The sequence below is a fragment of the Marimonas lutisalis genome, from assembly GCF_005434965.1.
Taxonomy (GTDB): Bacteria; Pseudomonadota; Alphaproteobacteria; order Rhodobacterales; family Rhodobacteraceae; genus Marimonas_A; species Marimonas_A lutisalis.
The window spans coordinates 1-1064 of the sequence record NZ_SKCI01000014.1 but is presented as its reverse complement, the minus strand read 5'-3'; the positions used below and the strand labels follow the sequence as shown (position 1 = coordinate 1064).

2 protein-coding genes are annotated in these 1064 nt (G+C 57.0%); both read left to right on the top strand.

Going from position 1 to position 1064, the window contains the following annotated elements; genetic code table 11:
* Positions 1-184, top strand: a 184-nt coding sequence (locus tag E0501_RS21425) for a hypothetical protein (RefSeq protein WP_205123535.1), incomplete at its 5' end; no start/stop codon positions are given.
* The gene (locus E0501_RS21040) at positions 181-888 is read left to right on the top strand and encodes an IS6 family transposase (protein WP_137703376.1); all 708 of its coding nucleotides are present in this window, start codon (positions 181-183) and stop codon (positions 886-888) included. The genes E0501_RS21425 and E0501_RS21040, both read left to right, overlap by 4 nt.
* The last annotated feature ends 176 nt before the right edge of the window (positions 889-1064 follow it).

Genomic DNA, 1064 nt, shown 5'->3' with positions numbered 1-1064 from the left:
TTTCCATCTTACAAAGCCGCGCTTCGCGATCTGGGTTGCGATCATCTCCAATCATGTGGCCGTTGGCTCAACAACCGCGTTGAGAACTCGCATCTGCCATTCCGACGACGAGAAAGGGCGATGGGTCATGTCAGAGGAACTTTGCTTGAGCCGGGCAGGGGGCTTGCGTAGCTTCCTGCCATGACCAAACGCTCCCCATTCAAATACTTCAAAACCAGCCCCGAGATCATCCGCCTGGCAGTGATGCTCTATGTGCGTTTCCCGTTGTCACTCCGCAATGTCGAGGACCTGCTGCACGAGCGAGGCATCGACGTCAGCCACGAGACCATCCGGTTCTGGTGGAACCGGTTTGGCCCGATGTTTGCGTCCGAGATCCGTCGGCGGCGTGTGCAGCAGCTACGCGCTTTTTCGCGATGGCAATGGCATGTCGACGAGGTCTTCGTGAAGATCAATGGTGAGCGCCACTATCTTTGGCGGGCCGTCGATCACGAAGGCGAGGTTCTAGAGAGCGTCGTCACAAAGCGGCGCAACAAGCGCGCCGCATTGAAAATGCTCAGGAAATTGATGCGTCGATATGGTCAGCCAGAAGTGCTGGTCACCGATCGGTTTGCTTCATACAAGGCCGCGCTTCGCGAAATGGGATGCGGCAATCTGCAATCGTGTGGGCGCTGGCTAAACAACAGAGTCGAGAACTCGCACCTTCCGTTCCGACGACGAGAAAGGGCAATGCAGCGCTTCCGTCGAATGCGAAGTCTGCAGAAATTCGCCGCTGTGCATTCTTCTGTTTTCAACCACTTCAACCAGGACCGCAGCCTCTCAAGCCGAGATCATTTCAAACAGAACCGCACCGCCGCTCTTGCCGAGTGGCGTGGTCTCTGCGCGGCATAAGTGGCAGCGTCACTGTCCTGCCAGAGACGAGTTCGAATTAGTCTGACAGCACCGCGCGCATTCTGCGTCGGCCAGGCGTACGGGAGACAGTGAACATGGATCACATCACCCGTGGTTATTATTCGATCAAGGCGCTCAACCCGACCGGGATCAGGCCTGTCGGCCCCAGCCATATC